The organism is Streptomyces sp. NPDC049597 (genome assembly GCF_040675505.1).
GTDB lineage: Bacteria > Actinomycetota > Actinomycetes > Streptomycetales > Streptomycetaceae > Streptomyces.
In genome coordinates this window covers 1-15,421 of sequence record NZ_JBFAOY010000037.1, presented here as the reverse complement: position 1 = coordinate 15,421, position 15,421 = coordinate 1, and the positions used below count along the sequence as shown (strand labels likewise).

The following is a 15,421-nucleotide window of genomic DNA, read 5'->3' as shown; positions in this document are numbered from 1 at the left end:
CGTTGGGAGCTTCTGCCCGCCCCCAGGGCCATGTTGCCTGCCCGGCCATATCTGCTGCTCGCCCGGCCGGAGGGCATCGCCGCCCCCGGCCCCTTCGTGCTGCCCGCTCCCGCTGCGCCCCCGCGGAGCCCATCCTTGCGCTACCCGTTGACTCCATACCCACCGGTCGGTACGGTCCCCGCACTCCTCGTCCCCGCACCTTTGGAGTGCACGCATGGACACCGCACCCCCGTCCCCCGCCGCCCCGAACCGCCGGCGCGTCGCCACCGCCGCCGCTCTCGCCTCCGCCGTCGAGTGGTACGACTACTTCGTCTTCGGCATCGCCGCCGCCCTCGTCCTCGGCGATCTCTACTTCCCCGCCGGCAGCTCCTCCGCCGGCGTCCTCGCCGCCTTCGCCACCTTCGCGGTGGGCTTCCTCGCACGCCCCGTCGGCGGCATCATCGCCGGCCAGCTCGGCGACAAGCGCGGCCGCAAGCCCATGCTGGTCCTCGCGCTGACCCTGATGGGCGTCGCCACCGCGGGCATCGGGCTGCTCCCCACGTACGAGACCATCGGCATCGCCGCCCCCGTCGTCCTCGTGCTGCTCCGGATCGTCCAGGGCATCGCCGTCGGCGCCCAGTGGGGCGGCGCGATGCTGATGGCGACCGAGTACGCCCCCGAGGGCAAGCGCGGTCTGTACGGCAGCCTCGTCCAGCTCGGCGTCCCCATCGGCGTGGTCACCGCCAACACCGTCTTCCTCGTGGCCGGTTCCCTCACCGACGACGCGGCCTTCGCCTCCTGGGGCTGGCGCGTCCCGTTCTTCGTCGGGTTCCTCGTCCTCGGCCTCGCCTGGTACATCCACACCCGGGTCGAGGAGACCCCCGCGTTCCGCGAGGCCGAACGCGCTCTCGCCGCCCAGGAGAAGACCGAGAGGCGTTCGCCGCTGCGCACCATCCTGCGCAGCCACCTCGGCACCGTCCTCCTCGCCGGCGGCTCCTTCGCCGTCAACACCGCGACGTTCTACATCATCATCACCGGCGTTCTCGACTACGCGACCCGCGAGCTCGAGATGAAGCGCAGCGCGGTGCTGGCCGTCTCCCTGTGCGTCAGCCTGACCCAGCTCGTCCTGATCCCCGCGGCGGCGTCCCTGTCCGACCGCATAGGGCGGCTGCGCATCTACGCCGCGGGCGCGGTGGGCCTGCTGCTGTGGGCGGTGCCGATGTTCCTGCTCATCGACACGGCCTCGCTGCTGTGGCTCGGCGTCGGAACCTTCGTCACGAGCTGCTTCCTCAGCATCATGTACGGACCCCAGGCCGCCCTGTTCGCCGAGCTGTTCACCGCCGAGATGCGCTACACCGGCGCCTCGCTCGGCTACCAGATCGCCGCGGTCTTCGGCGGCGGCCTGGCGCCGTTCATGATGGTGCTGCTGCTGGAGGCCACCGGCACGTCGATGGCCGTCTCCGCCTACATCATCGGGCTGGCCGTGATCGCCCTGGTCTCGATCAGGATTCTCGCCTCGCGGGCCGCGAAGGCGGCCGCCCCGGCGACGCCGGAGGTGAAGGAGCCGGCTCCCGCGGAGTGACGGGCGCCCCGGCCGCGGACGCCCTCCGCGGCCGGGACCGCGACACCGCCACCCCCGCGAGGCACAGCGCACCGCCGGCCAGGGTCAGCGGCCCCGGCACCTCTTCCAGTACCAGCCAGGACATGAGCACCACCAGGGCCGGGACGGCGTACGTGGTCGCTCCCATCCGGCCCGCGGTCGTACGCGCCAGGGCATAGGCCCAGGTCGTGAAGGCGAGCGCGGTCGGGAACACGCCGAGGTAGACCATGTTCAGCGTGGCGGACACCGGGGCACGGGCCGCCTGGTCCGCCAGCTGCCCGGCGAACGGCAGACACGCCACCGCTCCCACCAGGCACCCGAAGGCCGTCACCTGCAGCGCGCTCGCGTGCGCCAGCGCCGGCTTCTGCGCCACGACGCCGCCCGCGTAGCCGACGGCCGCGAGCAGGCACAGCAGGACCCCCAGCGTGGACGCCCCGCCCTCGCCGGACATCGACAGGCCGACCGTGACCGCGCCCGCGAACGACACGGCCATGCCCGCCAGCAGCCGGGGCGGCACCGCCTCGCCCAGCAGCCGCGCGCCGAGAAGCGCGATGAGCACGGGCCCGATGTTGACGACCATCGCCGCCGTGCCCGCGTCGACCTCCTGCTCGCCCCAGTTGAGCACCACCATGTAGACGCCGAACCAGAGCAGCCCGGACACCGCGATGCCGGGCCACGCGGCCCGGGGCGGCAACCTCTCGCGGCGCACCAGCAGCACACAGCCCAGCGCGAGGGCCCCGGCGAGCAGGCGGCCGAGGGCGAGGGCTCCGGGGGAGTACGCCTCGCCGGCACTGCGGATGGACACGAAGGCGGAGGCCCACAGCACGACGGTGACGCCCGCTGCGGCCAGTGCGGGCCACCGAGCGTGCTGCGTACGGCGAATCGGGTTCGTCATGGGGCGACCGTAGGGCCCGGACCCTTCGGCGCTCACCGCAATGTCCCGGGCACGATGCCGAGCAGCCGGTCGAGAGCCCGCTCGCCCTCGGCCGTCACCTTCACCGCCCGCTCCGAGCCGATCCGCACGCACCAGCCGGCGTCCAGGGCGTGGCGGCACAGCCGTGCCCCGGCGAGCCCCGCGAGGTGCGGCTTGCGCTCGGTCCAGTCCAGGCAGCCCCGCACGAGCGGACGGCGGCCGGTGCGCTCCAGCGGCACCCCGAGTTCGCCGAACCACCGCGCGCCCCGCTCCGTGAGGGCGAAGCCGGCGTCCTGGCTGAGCAGTCCGCGCTCGGTCATGGCCCCGGTGATCGTGATGCCGAGTCTGCCGGCGAGGTGGTCGTAGCAGGTGCGGCCGCGCGCCATGGCGGCGGCGACGGTCGACTCGCGCAGTCCGCGCGGCGGTCGCGCCGGCCCCTCCGGCGCGGCGTACGCGGCCAGTTCCTCGACGAGATGCGCCACACGCTCGTCGGCGAGCCGCACATAGCGGTGCCGGCCCTGGCGCTCCTCGGCGAGCACCCCGCCGGCGACGAGCTTGCCGAGATGCTCGCTGGCGGTCGACGCGGCGACCCCGGTGTGCCGCGCGAGTTCTCCGGCCGTCCAGGCCCGCCCGTCGAGCAGCGCGAGGCAGATCCCGGCCCGGGTCTCGTCGGCGAGGAGCGCGGCGAAGGCGGCGAGGTCACGCGAGGAGGTCATGCCTCCCAGGATGCGTCAGCGACGGTTCGGCGCGGGCCGAAGCGTCTCGTACTGGATCGCGAGACCGTCGAGCAGTGCCCGCAGTCCGGTCTCGAAGGCGCCCTCGTCCACCTGTTCCTGTCGTTCCGCCAGCAGGTGGGCCTGGCCCAGGTGCGGGTAGTCGGCCGGGTCGTACGCGGCCGCGTCGTCGACGAAGCCGCGGGCGAAGGAGCCGAGCGCCGAGCCGGTGATGAAGTAGCGCATCAGCGCGCCGATGTGGGTGGCCTGGGCGGGGGGCCAGCCCGCGCGGACCATCGCTCCGAACACCGTGTCGGCCACCTTGAGGCCGGCCGGCCGGCGTCCGGGGCCGCGGGCCAGCACGGGGACGGTGTGGGGGTGGGCGGTCAGCGCGGCCCGGTAGGAGACCGCGTAGTCGTGCAGGGCCGTGCGCCAGTCGCGGGGGTCGTCCTCCCGGAACATCGACAGGTCGACCCGGGCGCTGACGGCGTCGGCGACGGCGTCGAGGATCTCGTCCTTGTTGCGGAAGTGATTGTAGAGCGAGGGGCCGCTCACGCCGAGTTCGGCGGCGAGGCGGCGGGTGGACACCGCGTCGAGTCCCTCGGCGTCCACGAGCGCGCTCGCCGTCTCGACGATGCGTTCTCTGCTGAGGAGGGGCTTGCGCGGTCGGGCCATGCGGCACATAGTAGGCACCCGTAAAGAAACTAGCAGTGATAGTTAAAGTGGGGTGGCCGCACATGGACCTGGAGCTCGGCGAGGAGCAGGCGGCCGTACGGCGGCTCGCCCGGGACTTCGTCACCCGCGAGATCTCCCCGCACGTCGTCGCATGGGACCGCGCGGAGAGCGTCGACCGGGGCATCGTGAAGAAGCTCGGCGCGCTCGGCTTCCTCGGGCTCACGATCGACGAGGAGTACGGCGGCTCCGGCGGCGACCATCTCGCGTACTGCCTGGTCACCGAGGAACTGGGCCGCGGTGACTCGTCGGTGCGCGGCATCGTCTCCGTCTCGCTCGGACTGGTCGCCAAGACCGTGGCCGCCTACGGCACCGAGGAGCAGAAGCGCCGGTGGCTGCCGGGCCTGACGGCGGGCGAGGCCGTCGGCTGCTTCGGTCTCACCGAGCCCGGCACCGGCTCCGACGCGGGAAACCTGGCCACCAGGGCCGTACGCGACGGCTACTGGACGCGGCCGTCGGGTACGCGGGCGAGCGCGAGCAGTTCGGCAGGCCCATCGCACACCACCAGCTGGTCCAGGAGCTGATCAGCGACATCGCCGTCGACGTGGACGCCGCCCGGCTGCTGACCTGGCGGGTCGCCGGTCTCGTCGACCGGGGCGAGGACTTCGCCACCGCCGCGTCCAAGGCGAAGCTCTTCGCCTCCGAGGCGGCGGTCCGGGCCGCGAACAACGCCCTCCAGGTCTTCGGCGGCTACGGCTACATCGACGAGTACCCGGTCGGCAAACTGCTGCGCGACGCCCGGGTGATGACCCTCTACGAGGGCACGAGCCAGATCCAGAAACTGATCATCGGCCGGGCGCTCACCGGGGTCTCCGCCTTCTGATAGGGCCGCGGGAGGCACGTGAGTACGCCGAAGTACGCCGACTGAGTACGAGCGCGCATGCCGCCCGACGACCGGGGCGCGACGCTGTGCCCATGAGTGAGACACCGGTCAAGCAGCAGAACACCGCGGCGTACTACGGCCAGGCCGTCGCCTCCTTCGCCATCGCGCTCGGAGCCGTCGCCGTCGGCATCTTCAACCTGGAGGCGGACGCCTGGGTGCGCGCCTTCCTCGGCATCGCCGTCCTCTACCTCACCACCTCCGCCTTCACCCTCGCCAAGGTGGTCAGGGACCGTCAGGAGGCCGGGCAGATCGTCAGCCGGGTCGACCAGGCCCGGCTGGAGAAGCTGCTCGCCGAGCACGACCCGTTCCAGAAGCTCTAAGCGCCCGCTCACTGTCACGGTATGGTGTTCGCCTGACCAGGGAAGGGGCTAGCGATGAGTGCGGCGGACCGGACGGCCGAAGAAGACAAGCCGTGGGACGAGGTCACTCCGGAGGCGGCCCGGAAGTTGCTGGTCGCCGCGGTCGAGGCGTTCGCGGAGCGCGGCTACCACGCGACCACGACACGTGACATCGCGGGCCGGGCCGGCATGAGCCCGGCGGCGCTCTACATCCACTACAAGACCAAGGAAGAGCTGCTCCACCGGATCAGCAGGATCGGCCACGACAAGGCGCTGGAGATCCTCTCGGCGGCGTACGAGGGCGAGGGCACGCCCACCGAGCGGCTCGCCGACGCCGTGCGGTCCTTCGTCCGCTGGCACGCCGGCCGGCACACCACCGCGCGGGTCGTGCAGTACGAACTGGACGCGCTCGGCGAAGCCCACCGCACGGAGATCATCGCGCTGCGCCGCGAGACCGACGCCGTGGTGCGCCGACTGCTCGAAGAGGGCGTGGCGGCGGGCGAGTTCGACGTGCCCGACGTGCCCGGCACCACCGTCGCCGTGCTGTCGCTGTGCATCGACGTGGCCCGCTGGTTCAACACCCAGGGCCGGCGGACGCCCGACGAGGTCGGCGCGTTCTACGCCGACCTCGTCCTGCGGATGGTGGGGGCTCAGAAGAAGTAGCGGGACACCGACTCCGCCACACAGACGGGCTTGTCGCCGCCCTCGCGCTCGACCGTGACGAGGGCGGTCACCTGCACGCCGCCGCCCGCCTCCTCCACGTTCTGCAGGACGGCCGTCGCGCGCAGCCGGGAGCCGACCGGCACGGGGGCGGGGAAGCGCACCTTGTTGGTGCCGTAGTTGATGCCCATCTTCATGCCCTCGACCCGCAGCACCTGCGGCACCAGGGCCGGCAGCAGCGACAACGTCAGATAGCCGTGGGCGATCGTCGTGCCGAAGGGGCCGCCGGCCGCGCGCTCGGGGTCGACGTGGATCCACTGGTGGTCGCCGGTGGCGTCGGCGAAGAGGTCGATCCGCTTCTGGTCGACCTCCAGCCAGTCGCTGTGCCCGAGCTGCTCGCCGACCCCGGCGCGCAGCTCCTCGGGGGAGGTGAAGATCCTCGGCTCTGCCATGTTGCTGGTCCCTGCCTCTCGCGTCTTCGAAAGCCCGTGTCTAAGCGCTTGCTCAGCATGGTGGGGGAGCGGTCCGCTTGTCAACGGACGGCCAGTAGGCTTCGAGGGGTGCCACAGATTCCCGAGAAGATCCATGAGCTCACGGTCGGCCAGCTCTCCGCGCGCAGCGGCGCGGCCGTGTCGGCCCTGCACTTCTACGAGTCCAAGGGCCTCATCAGCAGTCGCCGCACCGCCGGGAACCAACGCCGCTACAGCAGGGACGCGCTGCGCCGCGTCGCGTTCGTGCGAGCGGCGCAGCGCGTCGGCATCCCGCTCGCCACGATCCGCGACGCGCTCGCCGAACTGCCCGAGGAGCGCACCCCCGACCGCGAGGACTGGGCCCGCCTGTCGGCGGCGTGGCGCAGCGAACTGGACGAGCGCATCAAGCAGTTGGGCCGTCTGCGGGACCATCTGACGGACTGCATCGGCTGCGGCTGCCTCTCGCTGCAGACATGCGTGCTGTCCAACCCGGACGACGTCTTCGGCGAGCGGTCGACCGGCTCCCGGCTCCTGCCGGAGCGGCGGCGCGCCACGGGCGACCCGGCCTGACACACGCGAGGCGGGCCCGCACCCCGTGCCGGGCCCGCCTGTCGTGGGGTCCTACTCGTACTCCGTGCCGCCCTTACGGGTCAGGTATGCCGGGCTCACCGCCTTGGCGATCGCGCGCCCGCCGGTGACCGGGCTGTACCGCTCCACCGCCGGCCGCACGACGACGCCCTCGCGCAGATGCAGCCGCCAGCCCGACACCGTCTCGCGGCCGCTCGCCAGCTCCAGCACCTTCTCCGCGTCGTACGGACCGGCGAACAGCCGGGGAACGACCGGCAGTTCACCACCGAGCACGGCCGCCGGGTCCAGCCAGCGGACCTGGCCGTCGATCTCCGCCGAGATGTCGAACACGGCATAGCCCAGCCCGTTCTCCGCCCGGGCGTCCTTGCCGTAACCGAGGTCCTGGACGCCGGCGCCGTACACCTCGGCGAACACCCCGAGCCGGCTCGCACCGAGCCGCTCGGCGAGGCGCGCCGCGATCCTGGGCACGCCGTGCCCGAGCACCGCGCGCCAGTAGAGGTTCGCGGGGTCCCGCTTGATGGCCAGTCCCCTGGCGCCGAAACCCTTGGACGAGACCTGCACCCGGCCGCCGTCCGCCGTGCCGTACGTCACCAGACAGGCGGATCCGTGCAGCTTCTCGGTGATCACGACCGCCTCCCCGGGCTCGAAGACGCCCGGATAGCGCTGCAGGTTCTCGATGTCCACCCACGGCAGCAGGTCCGGTGCCGCTTCCACATCGCCGCTCATCCGGGGCGGGATCGGCGGCGCCCACTTGGTGATGGCGAGCCGCTCGGCGAAGTCCGTGCCGTCCGCGGCCGCCCGCGCCAGATCGACGTCCGCGAGCGCACGCGGCCGGCACACGAGCCCCTGCGACAGCTCACCCCGCAGGCGCACGGCCTTGACCCGGTTGGCATCACCGCCCGCGAGCCGGCCGGTCAGACCCAGCTCCTCGACGAGCGCCGCCGGCAGCACGGCCTGCTCGGGGATGTAGACAGCGGCGTCGCCGGTGCGATAGACGCCCTTGGCGACGACGGCGCGGTACAGGCCCACCTGGGCCAGCTCCAGCGCATCGGCGTTCGGGTGCTCGTGCACGGTCAGGATTTCGGCGGTGACGCGCAGCGTCGACATCGGGGGGCTCCTCGGTCGTGGTCCTCGTCGCCCCCACTCTCGGCCGTGAAATCCCAATGGGCCACGGGATTTCACGTCTGCTAGCGTCGGCATCCTCTCCCGGCCCGCAGAACAGGCCGACGCCCTCCGCGGGTGCGGGATCAGATCCTCGCGCACGCCCCCGTGACGCCGTCCGGGCACGCGGCGCGCCCCCGCGTGATGAGGGAGAGGTCCCGGGCCCCCCGACCCGGGACCGGCGTCCCTCAGGCCACCGAGGCGAGTTCCCGGCGCCCCGCGCGCTTCGCCGCGGTCACCGCCTCCGGCGTCAGCACGGGCTGGGGCACCACGATCCCGCAGCCCGTGCAGATCGGGCCGGAGAACGGCTCGTGCTCCAGGTCCCTTCGCCACACGATGTGCGTTCCCCTGCACACCGGGCACGCGTCCCCGGGCTCCGTCTCCAGCGCGCCTATCAGGCTGCGCAGCACCTCGTCCAGCGGCTCCGAGGGATGCGTCCCGGGGCTGTCGCAGCGCGCGATCCCGTTGCCGCCCCACGTCCTGCGGTGCCAGTCGTCGATGTGTCCGGGCCGCCGCAGCCCCTCGTGCTTCTCCCGTTTGCGGCGGTCCGCGAAGTTCTCCTCGTACGCGAGCCATACGGCCCGCGCCTGCTCCAACTCCTCCAGCGCGGCCACCAGCCGCGCCGGATCCGGTGCCCTGTCCTCGGGCTCGATGCCGTGCCTCGCGCACAGATGATCCCAAGTGGCCCGGTGCCCATAAGGGGCAAATCTTTCCAGGCACTTGCGCAGTGAGTAGCGCCGCAGCGCCAAGTCGCACCGCACGTCACGCACCTGTCTCGCAAGACTCCGGAAACCCGCCATCGCGTCGACACCTCCGTCGCTCGTACATCGGCGTTGAAGAATGGACGTAGGAGTGCCCGTTTCGGCTCCATCGAAAATCGGGACGTGTCATGTCGACCGGATCACGCCCCTGTTTCAGCGGCCGACGCGCCCCGCCGACAGCACCACCCGGGCCAGTTCCTCGTGGCAGATGTCACTGTGCGCACCCGCGGGCGGCCCGCCCCGCCGCACCACCTGCGCGGCGTCCACACTGACGCATCCCGAGTCCGGCAGGCCGTCGCGCAGCGCCTCCTCCAGCGTCAGCCGCGGCGTGCCCGCGACGGCCTGGATGCCGTCGTGGCCCATCGCCCACCAGCGCCGGTCGCCGCCGACCGCCGACGCCTCGTCCCCGGCCAGGGCCGATGCCAGCGGATAGAACACGCCGAGGGCACTGTCGTGCCGCGAGTAGCAGGCGACCACCGGCCCGTCGACCCGCTCCTGCACCGCGGCGAGTGCGCCCGCGCTGTGCGGGGCGTGCGGCAGGCCGCACGCGAACGCGTAGTGCGACAGGGCGCCTTGGAGCAACGTCACCGACTTGACGTTGTCCACGCCGTCCGGCAGTCCCCGCAGCGCGAACGCCACCAGTCGCGCCCCCTGGCTGTGCCCGACGAGGTGCACCCGCAGCCGCGGCGCCGAACGGGCCAGCCGGCCGAGGAACGGCCCGAGCCCCAACTCGCCGACCGTCCCCGCGCGGCGCTTCATCGCGTAGTACGTCGTCTGCCGCAGCAACTCCTTCGCGCCCCGCCACGCGGAGCGCAGACCGCCGCCGAACGGCGTCGCGCCGTACAGCGACCCGGACTCCGCTTCCAGGGCGGCGGCCAGCCTGCGGCACAGGGTGAGCGTGTCCTCGTACAGCACCGCGGGCGGGCTCTGCTCGTCGTGCGGCAGGTCCTCGGCGAACCCGGACTCCATGCCGCCGGGCGGCGTGGCCGCCAACTCCCGTGCCAGCCTGCCGAACTCGGCGAAGGCGGCCCGTGACTCCGGCTGATCGTCCAGCAGTTGCGCGAGCCGTTCGACGGTGTCGCGATGTCCCGGGAACAGTTCGGCGAGCACCGCGCGGGTCGCCCCGTCCAGGCCGGGGCCCGACGGCTGGGCGCCGGCGGCCGCCGGTTCGACGTCGGGGATCGGCTCGTCGGAGAACCGCATCGAGGGCCAGACGACGCCCGCGTACCCCAGCCGTGCCTGCGGGGTCTGCGCCACCAGCTTGGGGAAGGGAGCGAAGAACGACGCGTGGAGCCGCCGGGCCGTGCCCGGGGAGTTGTTCCACCCGTGAGCGAACATCACCAGGTCGGTGACGTCCGGATCCATGAGGGTGCCGTACGGCCCCAGCACATCGCCGTCCGCGTCGAAAGTGATCTCCCGGTACGGTCGCACACCTGTCCCCGACATGGCCCGCCCCTCCCCTTGGCCCGTCACCACAGGATCCTGCGCAAGGGGAGAAACGGCCATACCCCGGAAGCGGGCAGAGCCGGCCGGCCGCCCCGGCCCGGCGCGGAGGGATCAGGACGCCGTACGGCGTGACCAGCCGCACGTGCCCGGACCCGGCCGCCGCGCGCGTCGCCCGTGTTCCTCGTCCCACGGTTCACTCCCAGCCACGCGCGGGCCGTGCGAGAACCCGGCCGCGCATGGGGGCGCGGCCGGCAGGCCCCGCTTCCGGTGCGGCAGTCGCCGCCGCGCGGCGAGGTCAGTAGCGCAGGTACCGCCGGCGTACCGCGCGGAACGCGGCCAACTCGTCCCGCCACGCGCCCACCACCTCATCGGCGTCCGCACCCGCGTCGATGAGCGTGCGCACCTTGGTGGAACCGGTCAGCTTGTCGATCCAGTGGTCGGGGCGCCAGGCGAATCCGCTCCAGCTGCGCTTCGCCGTCACCAGCAGCGCGATGCCGGTGCCGACGGGGTCGAAGGACTGCCGGTCGTGGACGTGGAGTTGGACGCCGCCGATCGTCCTGCCCTGGAACTTGGAGAACGTGGGCGCGAAGTACGCCTCGCGGAAGCGGACGCCGGGCAGGTCCAGTGCGTTCGCGGCCTCGGCCCAGCGGCGGTCGACGCCCTCCGCGCCCAGGAGTTCGAAGGGGCGGGTGGTGCCCCGCCCCTCGGACAGGTTCGTGCCCTCGAACAGGCAGGTGCCGGAGTAGACGAGCGCGGTGTCGGGGGTGGGCATGTTGGGGCTCGGCGGCACCCAGGGCAGCCCGGTCTCGTCGTAGAAGTCGGAGCGGCGCCAGCCGGTCATGGTCACGGTCTCCAGCTCGACCGGTCGTGTGAGGAACTCCCCGTTGAAGAGCAGCGCCAGTTCGGCGACGGTCATGCCGTGCGCCTGCGAGATCGGCTCACGGCCCACGAACGTCGCGAACGCCTTGTCGAGCACCGGTCCCAGCGCCGCCCGGCCGGTCACCGGATTCGGCCGGTCGAGCACCACGAACCGCTTGCCCGCGAGCTCGGCGGCCTGCATGCAGTCGAAGAGGGTCCAGATGTAGGTGTAGAAGCGGGCCCCGGCGTCCTGGATGTCGAAGACGACCGTGTCCACGCCCGACGCGGTGAAGATGTCGGCCAGCGGCCGGCCGCTCTTCAGGTACGTGTCGTACACCGGCAGCCCGGTCGCCGGGTCGTCGTAGCGGCCCTCGGAGCCGCCCGCCTGCGCCGTGCCGCGGAAGCCGTGCTCGGGTCCGAAGACGGCGACCAGGTTCACGCGCTCGTCGGCGTGCATGACGTCGACGATGTGCCGGACCTCCCGCGTGATGCCGGTCGGGTTGGTGACCACGCCGATCCGTTCACCGGCCAGGAGCGCGTACCCGTCGGCGGCCAGCCGCTCGAATCCGGTGCGCACCCGGCCGCGGCCCGTATGGGCGGCGGCGGGCGTGACGGATGTCGCGGCCAGGGCCCCCACCGCGCCGCCGGCGGCCAGCAAACCCCGTCTGGAAAGGCTCATCGAGCTACCTCCGTGATCGCCGTCTGTCATGGCCACGCACGCTAGCGCTCCTGACGCCCTGGGGGAACGACCCGGGCACGGCCGTCCGGCCGCCCCCTTCCACGTCGGCATACCGACCGGTTAGTCTGCCTGGACAGCCGGGACGCTGCGAAAGGCGGAGCTTGATGAGCACGGTGCGGGGCGCAGGAGTTGTTGTCACGGGAGCGGGCGGCGGAATCGGCGCCGCCCTTGCCCGCCGGTTCGCCGCCGAGGGCGCCCGGGTCGTCGTCAACGACATCGACGCGGGCAAGGCCAAGGCCGTCGCCGACGAGATCGGCGGCACCGCCGTACCCGGTGACGCGTCCGACGTCGTCGACGAGGCCCGGCACGCCCTCGGCGGCGTCGTCGACGTCTACTGCGCCAACGCGGGTCTCGGCTCGGGCGGCGACGCCTTCGCGGACGAGGACGTCTGGGCCTCGGCCTGGGACGTCAACGTCATGGCGCACGTCCGGGCGAGCCGCGCCCTGCTGCCCGACTGGCTGGAGCGCGGCACCGGCCGCTTCGTCTCCACCGTCTCCGCCGCCGGACTGCTCACGATGATCGGGGCCGCGCCCTACAGCGTCACCAAGCACGGAGCGCTCGCCTATGCCGAGTGGCTCTCCCTCACCTACCGCCACCGCGGCCTCAAGGTCCACGCCATCTGCCCGCAGGGCGTACGGACCGACATGCTCGCCGCCACCGGATCGGCCGGCGACATCGTCCTCAAGCCGACCGCGATCGAGCCCGAGGACGTCGCCGACGCCCTGTTCGACGCGATGGACGAGGACCGCTTCCTCGTCCTGCCGCACCCGGAGGTCGCCGGCTACTACGCGGCGCGCGCCACCGAGACCGACCGCTGGATCGCCGGCATGAACCACATCCAGCGGAAGTGGGAGGAGGCGGGCCGATGAACTCCGTGTACGCCGCGCAGCCGTGGCTCGGGCAGCTGACCGAGGCACAGCGGGCCCCCATAACCCCGCCCCCGACCGTCGTGCACTCCTTCCGCGCGGCCGTCGCCCGCGCTCCGGAACATCCCGCGCTCGCCTACTTCGACGGCCGGCTGAGCTACCGGGAGACCGACGACCTCTCCGACTCCGTCGCCGCCCACCTCGCCGAGCGCGGTGTCGCCCGCGGCGACCGCGTCGCCCTCATGCTCCAGAACAGCCCGCACTTCGTCATCGCGCTGCTCGGTGCCTGGAAGGCCGGCGCGACCGTCGTCCCGCTCAACCCGATGTACAAGGCGGGCGAGGTCGCCCATGTCCTCGCCGACTCCGGGGCCACCGCGCTGATCTGCTCCGACCGGGCCTGGGAGGCGTACCTGCGCGAGTGTGCCGCCGCCTCGTCCGTGCGCGTCGCGCTCACTGCCTGCGAACTCGACCTCCAGACGCGCAACGACGAGCGGGTCCTCTCCTTCGAGCGAGCTTCACGGGCCGAGGACGCCGACGACCTGCTCACCGTCGGCCGCCGACGCCTCCCGGCGCCCTCCGGGCGTGAACTCGGTGCCGCGGACGTGGCCCTGATCAGCTACACGTCCGGCACCAGCGGCACCCCCAAGGGGGCGATGAACCTCCACGGCGGCATCACCTACAACGCCGAGCGGCAGCGCACCGGCCACCCCGTCCCCGAAGGCGCCTGCTACTTCGCCCTCGCGCCGCTCTTCCACATCACCGGCATGGTCTGCCAGCTCGCCGTCTGCATCGCCAACGCGGGCACCCTCGCGCTCGCCTACCGCTTCGAGGCGGGCGTCGTGCTCGACGCCTTCGCCGAGCACAGGCCGGCGTACACCGTCGGCCCGTCGACCGCCTTCATGGCACTGGCCGCCCACCCCGCCGCCACCCGCGCGCACTTCGCCTCCTTCGCCGTGATCTCCTCGGGTGGCGCGCCCGTGCCGCCCGCGCTGGTGGAGAAGTTCCGCGCCGGTTTCGGGCCGTACATACGCAACGGCTACGGGCTCACCGAGTGCACCGCGCCGTGTGCGTCCGTGCCCCCGGAGAGGGAGGCACCCGTCGATCCGGCGTCGGGCACCCTGTCCGTGGGCCTGCCCGGCCCCGACACCGTCGTGCGGATCGTCGACGAGAAGGGCGACGACGTGCCCCTCGGCGAACAGGGCGAGATCGCCGTCCGCGGCCCGCAGGTCGTGCCCGGCTACTGGCGCCTGCCCGAGGCCACCGCCGAGGCGTTCCCGGACGGCGAACTGCGCACCGGCGACATCGGCTTCATGGACGCCGACGGCTGGCTCTACGTCGTCGACCGCAAGAAGGACATGATCAACGCCTCCGGGTTCAAGGTCTGGCCCCGCGAGGTCGAGGACGTCCTCTACACGCACCCGGCGGTCCGTGAGGCGGCCGTCGTCGGCGTGCCGGACTCCTACCGCGGGGAGACGGTCAAGGCGTACGTCAGCCTGCGGACGGGGGCCGGCGTCGGGCCCGAGGAGCTGTCCGCCTACTGCGAGCAGCGGCTCGCCGCCTACAAATACCCCAGGGAAGTAGTGATCCTGCCGGAGCTCCCGAAGACCACAAGTGGGAAGATCCTCAGACGGGAACTGCGTTCCCGGGTGTAGAACACGGATGTTCCGGCAGGAAAGGAAGGTGGCGGCGATGGCCAGGACGACGGACGGGGAGGCGACCCCCGTACCGCAGAGGCTGCTGGCCGCCGCCACCCGCCTGTTCGCCGAGCAGGGATACGACCGCACGTCGGTCCAGGAGATCGTGGAGGCGGCGGGCGTCACCAAGGGGGCGCTCTACCACTACTTCGGGTCCAAGGAGGACCTCCTGCAGGAGGTCTACTCCCGGGTGCTGCGCGTCCAGCAGGAGCGGCTGGACGCCTTCGCCGACGCGGACGAGCCCGTGGAGGACCGGCTGCGCGAGGCGGCGGCGGACGTCGTCGTCACCACCATCGACAACCTGGACGACGCGGCGATCTTCTTCCGCTCCATGCACCACCTGAGCCCGGAGAAGCACAAGCAGGTGCGGGCCGAGCGGCGCCGCTACCACGAGCGGTTCCGGGCGCTGGTGGAGGAGGGGCAGCAGAGCGGCGTCTTCTCGTCGGCGACGCCGGCGGACCTGGTGGTGGACTACCACTTCGGGTCGGTCCACCACCTGTCGACGTGGTACCGCCCGGACGGCCCCCTGACGAAGCAGCAGGTAGCGGACCACCTCGCGGACCTCCTCCTGCGGGCACTCCGCCCCTGACCGCGCGTGCCCCCCCATGGGGGCGGGCTGCGTCGTGCGCGTGGCGCGCTCGTGGGGGCTCTGCGTCGTGTCGCGCGGCGCTGCGGTCGGGCTCTGCGTTGTGCGCGTGGCGCTGCTGTCGGGGCGCTGCCCCGAGCCCCGCGCCTCAATCGCCGGCGGGGCTGAATGTGCCTGGTCGGGCCGTTCGCGCGGCGCGGAGCTGCCGCTCCGTAGGGGGACGGGGGCGCAGCCCCCGTATCAGCGGGGTCTGGGGGCGGAGCCCCCAGTTACGGGAAGGGGCGGGGTGGGGGAAGGCCCCCCCCCCCCCCCCCCCCCACCAAAAAAAAAAAACCCCCCCCCCCCCCCCCCCCACCAGAGCCCCAACCGGTTTATGAGAGAAGGCCCCGCCGAAGACCACGCGGGTAGAAAATAGAAAAAAAAAAAAAAACAAA

General features: G+C 72.5%; 15 protein-coding genes and 1 pseudogene. 8 read left to right on the top strand and 8 right to left on the bottom strand.

Going from position 1 to position 15,421, the window contains the following annotated elements:
• Positions 1-214: 214 nt before the first annotated feature.
• Positions 215-1,561 (top strand): MFS transporter, encoded by a 1,347-nt coding sequence (locus tag AB0K02_RS29415; protein ID WP_365995600.1) that lies wholly within the window; start codon positions 215-217, stop codon positions 1,559-1,561.
• Here the strand turns inward: AB0K02_RS29415 and AB0K02_RS29410 are convergent.
• From AB0K02_RS29410 to AB0K02_RS29400, 3 genes are read right to left on the bottom strand one after another with little or no spacing between them, the layout of a single operon-like run.
• Positions 1,482-2,474: a DMT family transporter gene (locus AB0K02_RS29410; protein ID WP_365995599.1), complete on the bottom strand. Its 993-nt coding sequence runs from the start codon at positions 2,472-2,474 to the stop codon at positions 1,482-1,484. The two genes, AB0K02_RS29415 and AB0K02_RS29410, sit on opposite strands and share 80 nt — an antisense overlap.
• A gap of 32 nt (positions 2,475-2,506) precedes the next feature.
• The gene (locus tag AB0K02_RS29405; protein WP_365995598.1) at positions 2,507-3,208 is read right to left on the bottom strand and encodes a winged helix-turn-helix domain-containing protein; all 702 of its coding nucleotides are present in this window, start codon (positions 3,206-3,208) and stop codon (positions 2,507-2,509) included.
• 15 nt (positions 3,209-3,223) lie between these two features.
• Positions 3,224-3,880, bottom strand: a complete 657-nt coding sequence (locus AB0K02_RS29400; RefSeq protein ID WP_365995597.1) for a TetR/AcrR family transcriptional regulator C-terminal domain-containing protein — start codon at positions 3,878-3,880, stop codon at positions 3,224-3,226.
• 62 nt (positions 3,881-3,942) lie between these two features.
• Here AB0K02_RS29400 and AB0K02_RS29395 point away from each other — a divergent pair.
• From AB0K02_RS29395 to AB0K02_RS29385, 3 genes and pseudogenes are all read left to right on the top strand, one after another.
• A pseudogene (locus tag AB0K02_RS29395) lies at positions 3,943-4,760 on the top strand (acyl-CoA dehydrogenase family protein).
• 92 nt (positions 4,761-4,852) lie between these two features.
• On the top strand, positions 4,853-5,140 hold the full coding sequence (locus AB0K02_RS29390; protein ID WP_365995596.1) for a YiaA/YiaB family inner membrane protein: 288 nt from the start codon (positions 4,853-4,855) through the stop codon (positions 5,138-5,140).
• A gap of 54 nt (positions 5,141-5,194) precedes the next feature.
• Entirely contained in the window at positions 5,195-5,821 is a 627-nt protein-coding gene (locus AB0K02_RS29385; RefSeq protein WP_365995595.1) for a TetR/AcrR family transcriptional regulator, read from the top strand.
• Here the strand turns inward: AB0K02_RS29385 and AB0K02_RS29380 are convergent.
• Entirely contained in the window at positions 5,809-6,270 is a 462-nt protein-coding gene (locus AB0K02_RS29380) for a MaoC family dehydratase (RefSeq protein WP_365995594.1), read from the bottom strand. The two genes, AB0K02_RS29385 and AB0K02_RS29380, sit on opposite strands and share 13 nt — an antisense overlap.
• A 108-nt stretch (positions 6,271-6,378) precedes the next feature.
• Here AB0K02_RS29380 and soxR point away from each other — a divergent pair, with 108 nt between their 5' ends.
• Positions 6,379-6,858, top strand: a complete 480-nt coding sequence (soxR, locus tag AB0K02_RS29375) for a redox-sensitive transcriptional activator SoxR (protein WP_365995592.1) — start codon at positions 6,379-6,381, stop codon at positions 6,856-6,858.
• 51 nt (positions 6,859-6,909) lie between these two features.
• Here the strand turns inward: soxR and AB0K02_RS29370 are convergent, their stop codons facing one another.
• The 4 genes from AB0K02_RS29370 to AB0K02_RS29355 all read right to left on the bottom strand — a co-directional run bounded on the left by AB0K02_RS29370 (position 6,910) and on the right by AB0K02_RS29355 (position 11,781).
• Complete coding sequence (locus AB0K02_RS29370; protein ID WP_365995590.1) at positions 6,910-7,983, bottom strand: RNA ligase (ATP); 1,074 nt, start codon at positions 7,981-7,983, stop codon at positions 6,910-6,912.
• A gap of 242 nt (positions 7,984-8,225) precedes the next feature.
• Positions 8,226-8,837, bottom strand: coding sequence for a hypothetical protein (locus tag AB0K02_RS29365; protein ID WP_365995589.1), 612 nt, complete (start codon positions 8,835-8,837; stop codon positions 8,226-8,228).
• Positions 8,838-8,951: 114 nt separating this feature from the next.
• Entirely contained in the window at positions 8,952-10,244 is a 1,293-nt protein-coding gene (locus AB0K02_RS29360) for a serine-threonine protein kinase (RefSeq protein ID WP_365995588.1), read from the bottom strand.
• A 295-nt stretch (positions 10,245-10,539) separates the two neighbouring features.
• Positions 10,540-11,781, bottom strand: a complete 1,242-nt coding sequence (locus AB0K02_RS29355; RefSeq protein ID WP_365995586.1) for a DUF1343 domain-containing protein — start codon at positions 11,779-11,781, stop codon at positions 10,540-10,542.
• Between the two features lie 164 nt (positions 11,782-11,945).
• Between AB0K02_RS29355 and AB0K02_RS29350 the strand changes: the two genes are divergently transcribed.
• Genes AB0K02_RS29350 through AB0K02_RS29340 form a run of 3 tightly spaced genes read left to right on the top strand, consistent with a single transcriptional unit; the run spans position 11,946 to position 14,990 of the window.
• Positions 11,946-12,710 carry an SDR family oxidoreductase gene (locus tag AB0K02_RS29350; protein WP_365995585.1) on the top strand — a complete coding sequence of 255 codons (765 nt, stop codon included), beginning with the start codon at positions 11,946-11,948 and terminating at the stop codon, positions 12,708-12,710.
• The gene (locus AB0K02_RS29345; protein ID WP_365995584.1) at positions 12,707-14,359 is read left to right on the top strand and encodes an AMP-binding protein; all 1,653 of its coding nucleotides are present in this window, start codon (positions 12,707-12,709) and stop codon (positions 14,357-14,359) included. The genes AB0K02_RS29350 and AB0K02_RS29345 overlap by 4 nt, the downstream gene beginning before the upstream one ends.
• Positions 14,360-14,396: 37 nt before the next feature.
• Positions 14,397-14,990: a TetR/AcrR family transcriptional regulator gene (locus AB0K02_RS29340; protein WP_365995583.1), complete on the top strand. Its 594-nt coding sequence runs from the start codon at positions 14,397-14,399 to the stop codon at positions 14,988-14,990.
• Positions 14,991-15,421: the final 431 nt, after the last annotated feature.